Annotated in this window: 8 protein-coding genes; 5 read left to right on the forward strand and 3 right to left on the reverse strand. The window is 62.4% G+C overall.

What is annotated here, in order from left to right; translation table 11 throughout:
• Positions 1-273: 273 nt before the first annotated feature.
• The gene (locus ABW043_RS09530; RefSeq protein WP_295415263.1) at positions 274-927 is read right to left on the reverse strand and encodes a GntR family transcriptional regulator; all 654 of its coding nucleotides are present in this window, start codon (positions 925-927) and stop codon (positions 274-276) included.
• A 35-nt stretch (positions 928-962) separates the two neighbouring features.
• Complete coding sequence (locus ABW043_RS09535; RefSeq protein WP_353920982.1) at positions 963-1,982, reverse strand: Gfo/Idh/MocA family protein; 1,020 nt, start codon at positions 1,980-1,982, stop codon at positions 963-965.
• Between the two features lie 186 nt (positions 1,983-2,168).
• On the opposite strand from ABW043_RS09535, the gene ABW043_RS09540 reads away from it, so the two are divergent.
• The 4 genes from ABW043_RS09540 to ABW043_RS09555 are packed head-to-tail and all read left to right on the forward strand — an operon-like array spanning position 2,169 to position 6,422.
• Complete coding sequence (locus tag ABW043_RS09540) at positions 2,169-3,863, forward strand: IlvD/Edd family dehydratase (RefSeq protein WP_353920976.1); 1,695 nt, start codon at positions 2,169-2,171, stop codon at positions 3,861-3,863.
• Positions 3,856-4,716 (forward strand): amidohydrolase family protein, encoded by an 861-nt coding sequence (locus ABW043_RS09545; RefSeq protein ID WP_353920977.1) that lies wholly within the window; start codon positions 3,856-3,858, stop codon positions 4,714-4,716. The genes ABW043_RS09540 and ABW043_RS09545 overlap by 8 nt, the downstream gene beginning before the upstream one ends.
• Before the next feature lie 21 nt (positions 4,717-4,737).
• Positions 4,738-5,664, forward strand: a complete 927-nt coding sequence (locus ABW043_RS09550) for a dihydrodipicolinate synthase family protein (RefSeq protein WP_353920978.1) — start codon at positions 4,738-4,740, stop codon at positions 5,662-5,664.
• The gene (locus ABW043_RS09555) at positions 5,661-6,422 is read left to right on the forward strand and encodes an SDR family oxidoreductase (protein ID WP_353920979.1); all 762 of its coding nucleotides are present in this window, start codon (positions 5,661-5,663) and stop codon (positions 6,420-6,422) included. The genes ABW043_RS09550 and ABW043_RS09555 overlap by 4 nt, the downstream gene beginning before the upstream one ends.
• Positions 6,423-6,476: 54 nt before the next feature.
• Here the strand turns inward: ABW043_RS09555 and ABW043_RS09560 are convergent, their stop codons facing one another.
• The gene (locus ABW043_RS09560) at positions 6,477-7,298 is read right to left on the reverse strand and encodes a DUF6597 domain-containing transcriptional factor (RefSeq protein ID WP_353920980.1); all 822 of its coding nucleotides are present in this window, start codon (positions 7,296-7,298) and stop codon (positions 6,477-6,479) included.
• A 38-nt stretch (positions 7,299-7,336) separates the two neighbouring features.
• Between ABW043_RS09560 and ABW043_RS09565 the strand changes: the two genes are divergently transcribed.
• The gene (locus tag ABW043_RS09565; protein ID WP_353920981.1) at positions 7,337-7,759 is read left to right on the forward strand and encodes a VOC family protein; all 423 of its coding nucleotides are present in this window, start codon (positions 7,337-7,339) and stop codon (positions 7,757-7,759) included.
• Positions 7,760-7,853: the final 94 nt, after the last annotated feature.

Consider the following 7,853-nt stretch of genomic DNA (forward strand, 5'->3'; position numbering starts at 1 on the left):
GGCTTCCTTCTTTTCCTCTCCCCATCGGGGAGAGGTGGCTCGGCCAAAGGCCGAGTCGGTGAGGGGGAGCTCGCCCCACCCACGATGCCACCCCCAATCCCCCCTCATCCGGCGCTACGCGCCACCTTCTCCCCGATGGGGAGAAGAATGGACTGGCGAGCAATTCTTATTCCTCGCCCCATCGGGGAGAGGGTGGATCGCGCGCAGCGCGAGACGGGTGAGGGGGCGGCTCTCCCCGCACTCATGGTCGCCTAGTGGCATTCACCCCTAAGGCTACTCCACCAGCCCAATATACCGTCTCTTCGACGGCTGCAGATGATCCACGCACAACTGGGCAAGCAGCCAATTATCCCGCCCACTCAGCATCTCGATCATCAACCGATGCTGGCTATGCGAAATGTCCAGCGCCGCCCGATCCGCCATCGAATTGGCCCGCACCGGCAGGCTGTAGCGCATATAAAGCTCGATGGTCTGCACCAGGTACTTGTTCCCGCAGGCCCCAAACAGCGTCAGGTGAAACCGGTCATTGGTCTCGTGCACACCGCGCAGATAGCCGCTTTCGATATGCTCGCCATGCTCCTCATGGATTTCGAGCAGTTCATCAATAAGAGCCTGCGGCGCCGGTAGCGGAATAAGCAGCGCCGCCTGCCGTTGCACCAGCTCGCGCACAGCATAAATCTGCCGCACCTCGTCCGGCGTCAGCGTGCGCACCATCGCACCCTTGTTCCGCTCGCGCACGACGATGCCCATCTGCTCGAGCTGCACCAGCGCCTGCCGCACAAAGTGCCGCGTCACCGGAAAGCGCGAGAGCAGGGAATCCTCGGTCAACCGCGCGCCCGGCGCCAATCGACCGAAAATGATGTCCTCTTCGAGCGCCCGCGCAATGCCCTCATGATCGAGGTCGGTATTTTCGTTTTCGTCAGCCATCAAAGAGCCCCGCAGGCAGTCTGCTTCGTCTTCTATCAGATAGTCACAGCCGGTTTAAATCCGCTCACGCTGTAGGCAGCCTCCACTAACCGCAGTGTTTCCAGATTATCCACCGCGCTCGTTTCAAACCCCTGCCCGCGCGTTAGCGCCGACACGAAATGCGCGATCGCCCCATCATAGGCAGCCTGATAGCTCACGCCGGGATCAAAGGTCACTTCCCGCGGTCGCGGCCCAAAAAGCCGTAACACCGATCCATCAAGATGCACCGTCCCCTCGGACCCAAAAATCCAGAGTTGATCGCTCGGCGCCGGCGCCGCTCCATGCACCGCCAGATTGCCAGACACATTCAGCGGCACACCATCGCCGCGCCGTCGCAAGCCCAATATGGCGCTGTCCTCACCAAGGATCTCATCATTGCTCCGCCACAGCCGCGCCGAAACGAGATCAAATTCCCCAAACAACGAGCGCAGCGTATCGAGGTGATGGATCAGCACCTCCATCACCAATAGCCGCTGCTCAGTCCTGAAAAACGGCTGCCGCACCAGCGCCGGCCGCTGCCCATCCGCCCCGGCAATCATGCCGCTCGAATGAAAATCGAGCCGGATGGAAACAATGTCTCCGACCGCCCCGGCCTCAAGCCACCCGCGCAATTCCCGATAATAGGGCCGAAACCGCCAGTTCTCATGCACCATCAGCGGCACGCGGTTCCCCACGTCTGCCACCAATGCTTCCGCCTCGGCGAGATCAACCCCCAACGGCTTCTGGCACAGCATTGGCAATCCCGCCGCCGCGCCCATCCTCACATTGTCCGCATGAAACCGCCGCGGCGTCGCAATATCGAGCGCATCGAGTTTTTCGCCCGCCAGCATCGCCTCAAAACTGGAATAGCGCCCCGCAATCCCAAAACCATCCGCCCGCGCCGTGAGCGCCACCGGATCGGGATCGCATATGGCCACCACCTCGGCGCCATCCACCTTCGCCCAAGCCGGCAGATGATATTGCGTCACCCACCCAGCCCCCACCAAACCAATGCGCACCGCAACCCTCTTATCAATAATATCACCAGACACGGTCCGTATCGGATTATCGGTGATTATGACGATTTCCCTGACTTTATGCGCATTTGAGCTTCCCGTACACCCACTTCTCGCAATTCGTCACCGCACATTATTGACAATAATCCAAATGGCTGTAGGAATGACCCAAGGATGCCGCACGCTATAGCGGCCGGGAGGACTATGGTGACGCGCGGGCTTCGCAGACGTTTGACGAGCTATGGCGACCAGGATTTTTCCCTGTTTCTCCGCAAAGCTTTCATCAAGGCCATGGGCTATTCCGACGACGCGCTCGATCGCCCTATCGTCGGCATTGCCAATACCTATTCCGACTACAATCCCTGCCACGGCAACGTTCCGCAACTGATCGAGGCAGCCAAGCGCGGCGTCATGCTGGCCGGCGGCATGCCCATGGTTTTCCCGACCATGTCGATCCATGAGAGCTTTGCTGCACCCACCTCGATGTTCCTGCGCAATCTCATGGCCATGGAAACCGAGGAAATGGTGCGCGCCCAGCCCATGGACTCGGTCATTCTCATCGGCGGCTGCGACAAGACCATTCCCGCCCAGGTCATGGCCGCGGCATCGAGCGAAGTCCCCGCCATCATCCTGCCCACCGGCCCCATGGATACCGGCAATCACCGCGGCGAGCGCCTTGGCGCCTGCACCGATTGCCGCCGCCTCTGGGCCCAGTTCCGCGCCGACACCATCGATGAAGCCGAGATCAACGAGATCAATGGCCGCCTCGCCAGTTCCGTCGGCACCTGCACCGTCATGGGCACGGCCTCGACCATGGCCGCCTTGGTCGAAGCCATGGGCCTCGCCCTCCCCATGTCCGGCTCCGCCCCGGCCACCTCGTCCGAGCGTTTCCGCCTCGCCGAAGAAACCGGCCGCGCCGCCGTCGCCATGACCGAAACCGGCCTCACCACCGCCGAAGTGCTGACGCCACAAGCGCTACGCAATGGCCTCGTCACCCTGCAGGCCCTCGGCGGCTCCACCAATGCCGTCGTCCACCTTGCCGCCATCTATGGCCGCTTGGGCAAAAAGCTCGACATGGCCGAATTCGATGCCATCGGGAAGCAGGTCCCTGTTCTTGTCGACCTGAAGCCATCCGGCAGCGGCTATATGGGCGAATTCCACGCAGCCGGCGGAGTCCCCCGCCTGCTCTCGGAATTGACCGACCTTCTCGACCTCACAGCCCCCCGCGCCTTCGGCGGCATTTTAGGCGACGCAGTCAGCAACCTGCCCTCGCGCTATGAAGAGCAGATCATTCGCCCGCGAAAGAATCCCATTTCCGCCTCCGGCGCCATCGCGGTTCTCTCCGGCAACCTCGCCCCCCGCGGCGCGGTGATAAAGCATTCGGCAGCCGATCCGAAACTTCAGGTCCACGAAGGCCGCGCCGTCGTCTTTGATTCCGTCCAAGACATGACCGAGCGCCTCGAAGACCCCACCATCACCGCCGACGATGTCCTCGTCCTCCGCAATGCCGGCCCCAAGGGTGCCCCCGGCATGCCCGAAGCCGGCTACATCCCCATTCCGCGCCACCTCGCCCGCCAGGGCGTGAAAGACATGGTGCGCCTGTCTGACGCTCGCATGAGCGGCACCGCCTTTGGCACCGTCGTCCTCCACATCACCCCCGAATCCGCCGATGGCGGCCCCCTTGCCGCCGTCCGCACCGGCGATCGCATCCGCCTCGACGTCCCCGGCCGCCGCCTGGAGCTGCTCATCAGCGCCGCCGAACTCGACGCCCGCATGGCCACCCTCCCCCCGCCACCGCCATCGCCCCCGCGCGGCTACGCTCAGCTCTACGATCGCCACGTCACCCAGGCCGATGACGGTCTCGATTTCGATTTCCTGATGGCCGCCCAAGAAAATGGCTGACGTGCTCGACGCCCCGCTCTGCCTGCCGCCGCGCCCGCTGCGCAATCCGGCCAATCGGCGCCTGCCGCAAAACACCTGCGACGCCCACTTTCATGTTTTTGCCCGCGAAGCGCCGCTGGCCAGTCCGCGCAGCTACACGCCGCAAATGCTGACCATCGAAAACTGGCTCACTCTCGCCGACACCTTTGGCATCGCCCGCGGCGTCCTCGTCCAGCCCAGCGTCTATGGCCTCGACAACCGCGTCCTGCTCACCGCCCTCACCGGCCATGGCGAGCGCCTGCGCGGCATCGTCGTCATCCCACCCGAAACCACCGATGCAGAACTCCTCCGCCTCGACGCGCTTGGCGTCCGCGGCGTCCGCTTTAACCTCCGCAACAAATCCGGCATCGGCTTCGACGCTTTCACCGAACTCGCCCCCCGCATTCGCGCCCTCGGCTGGCACGCCCAGTTCCAGGTCGGTCCCGAAGCCATCGCCACTGTCACCGAACTGACCGAGCGCCATGACATCACCGGCGTCATCGATCACCTCGCCTTCATCCCGCTCGACACCCCCGGCACAGCGCTCGACGATCTCGCCCGTGCCCTCGATACAGGTCGGGTCTATGCCAAGATTTCGGCGCCCTATCGCCTCCGTGACACCAAGAGTCACCAATTCTATCGCGCGGCACTCTCGAAGCTAACAGTCTGCTACCCAACCCGCCTCCTATGGGGCACCGATTGGCCGCATACGGAGCTCTTCGAAACCGTGCCCGAAGACGACGATCTGATCGCCTTGAGCCTCGACGCTTTGCCCGCCGAGAGCCATGCTGCGATCTTCGCCGACAATGCCCAGAACCTCTATTTCCAGCACTAATTCCCTGACCGGAGACGCCCGATGCCCTTGCTGACCGAAGCCGCCAAAGGCGTCTATGTCATTGCCGTCACACCATTTTTGGACAATGGCGATATCGACTGGAATAGCGTCGACCGCATGGTCGACTTCTACGAGGAAAAAGGCGTCACCGGCCTCACCATCCTCGGCCTCCTCGGCGAGGCGCCCAAAATGACCTCCGAGGAATCCAAAGCCATCGCCAAACGCGTCATCGGCCGCGCCAAGGTCCCCGTCATCGTCGGCGTCACCGCCCCCGGCCTCGCCCCCATGCGCGAACTCGCTGATTCCGTTATGGAATTTGGCGCCGCCGGCGTCATGGTCGCCCCGCCCTGGACCACCAAAACTGACGATCAGGCCTACGCTTTCTACACCTCCGTCGGCGACGCCCTCGGCAAAACCCCCTGGGTCCTCCAGGATTATCCGCTGACTACCAACGTCACCATCGCCCCCAAGGTCATCGACCGGATCGTCAAAGACGTTCCCACTTGCGTCATGCTCAAGCATGAAGATTGGCCGGGCCTTTCCAAGATTTCCGCCCTCCGCGCCTCCAGCGACAAGGGCGAAACGCGAAGAATTTCAATCCTTTGCGGCAATGGCGGCCTCTTTCTGCCCGAAGAAATGGGCCGCGGCGCCGATGGCGCCATGACTGGTTTCTGCTACCCCGAAATGATGGTCGGCGTTGTCGCCAACTATGCCAAGGGCGACATCGAACGCGCCCACGACATCTTTGACGCCTACCTCCCCCTCGCCCGCTACGAACAGCAGCAAGGCATTGGTCTTTCAGCGAGAAAGTACGTCCTGGCCAAGCGCGGAGTCATCTCCTCCGCAGCCCTCCGCAAACCCGGCGGGGCCTTGTCCCCCAAGGACATAGCCGACGTCGAACGCCTCCTCGCCCGCCAGGCAAAGCGTCTCGCGGAGATCGGCGCATGAAGCTCGGTCTTGAAGGCAAACGCGCCGTCGTCCTCGGCGCCAGCAAGGGTCTCGGCGCCGCCATTGCCCAAACCCTCGCTGCTGAAGGCGCCACCGTCGTCGGCGGCGCCCGAACCGTCGAAGCCATTGAAAAGCTTGGTAATAACATCATCGGCCTGTCGCTGGACCTCACCGATCCAACCTCCGTTCAGACCTTCCTCGAAGGCGTCCTCGCCCAGGGCGGCGCCGATATTCTCATCAACAATTCCGGTGGACCTGCCCCCGGCGAGGCATCAGCCCTTCCCGCCGATGACTACACCAAGGCCTTCAACGCCATGGCCGCCCCGCTGATATCCATAACCCATGCCCTACTGCCGGGCATGCGCGAGAGAAAATGGGGCCGTATCATCACGTTGACGTCGTCCGGCGTGGAGTCGCCACTCCCCCGCCTCGCACTCTCCAATTCTATCCGCCAGGCCCTTGTCGGCTGGAGCAAAACCCTCGCCGGCGAAGTGGCCGCGGACAATGTCACGGCCAACATCATCGTTCAGGGTCGTATCCACACGAGCCGCGTCGATGAACTCGACGCCGCCGCAGCCAAGCGGCTGGGCAAAAGTATCGAAGACATAAAGGCCCAGTCGATCGCGACAATTCCGGCAGGTCGTTACGGCCGCGTGGAAGAACTAGCTGATGTGGTTGCCTTCCTCGCCAGCGAACGTGCCTCCTACATGACTGGCAGCATGATCCGTGTAGATGGCGGAATGATCCGCTCGATCTAAAACCCGGACCAACGCTGGCAGCGGCCGGCGCACGGCCGCCGCGTCAAACCTGGGTTAGGCCGGCCCGATATTGCAGCGGCGTTTCTCCCAGCACCTGGCGAAAATGGTGATGAAATGCTGCTGGCTCGAATATCCCAGATCGTAGGCGATGCCGACCCAGTCGGGGGCATCGCTGTCACGAATCAACTCTGCGGCAGCCAATAGCCGTCGACGTTGCAGGAACCACTTGAGGCCGATGCCAAGATAGTCCCGAAACAATTGCTGTACCCACCGCTCGCTGCGCTCGAAAGCGCCCGCAACTGCGGCAACGGTGGTAAGCGCCGCGTCAGCCTCGATGGCCGCGATGATCGCGTTGACGAGGACGATATTCTCGTCCGGCTTTGGATTGCATGACACCAACAGATCCGACAGGGCCGCCAACGCCTCTTCGTCACTGCCAGCCAGCAAAGTCGTTGTGCGCGCCCGATCCAAACCCGAGAACACGCGGTCAAGCGGAAGGATTTGATCCTGAATATTGGACAATTCCTCACCCCAGAAGGCGTGGAATGCGCCTGGGCGAAACCGCGCACCGACAATGCGGCCGCTGCCTGACGCGGGATAGACCCGCTTGCCCCGGAACGTTCCCTGGATGCCGGACCGGTCGGAGGCCAGGAACACATCGACATAGGGTCGATGCATTACCTCGGCCGAGTGATAGGTGCCCTCAGCCACATCCCAGCGGATGACCCAGAAATGCTCGATGAAGAGTTGCAGCGCTTCGACAGGTGCCTTGGTGGTGAAACGAACGTGCCGCGCAAACCCGGCGGGATCGAGCCTGCCACGCGGATCGTAAGGCTCTGCGGGTTTTTGAAATACACCAATGTCGTCCCGCGCCATCATGCCTCCATCAACAACGCGCAACATCGAGCACACAGATGAGCACCAAGCACTTCCTCCGCGGCATGGCCACCGTCAACTATTTCGCAGACAATGTCGTCGCTGCCCGCGACTGGTATTCCGAGCTTTTCGGCGTCGAAGCCTACTTCCAGATGCCAAGCCGCGACAACCCGGCCTATATCGAGTTTCGCGTCGGCGATGATGCCGATGAGTTCGGTATCATCGACCGCAAATACGCGCCGGAAGGCATGCAGAAGGCCCCCGGCGGCGCAATTCTACTCTGGCATGTCGATGACATCGAGACTGCCTTCGCTCGCCTCAAGGCTTTGGGCGCAACAGAATACGATCCGATCACCAAGCGCGGTGAGACGGGGTTCGTCACAGCATCGGTCGTTGACCCGTTCGGCAACGTCTTGGGGATCATGTACAACCCCCACTATGTCGAGCTGCACGGAGCTTGATAGCGCCCCAGATGTGGGCCGGTGCTGGGGGGCGCCCGCGAACTGCGCGGCTCTCGGCGGTGAACTCGCCGGGAAGAGTTGGGCGCCGCAAATT

This window comes from Devosia sp. (genome assembly GCF_040509215.1).
Classification (GTDB): domain Bacteria; phylum Pseudomonadota; class Alphaproteobacteria; order Rhizobiales; family Devosiaceae; genus Devosia.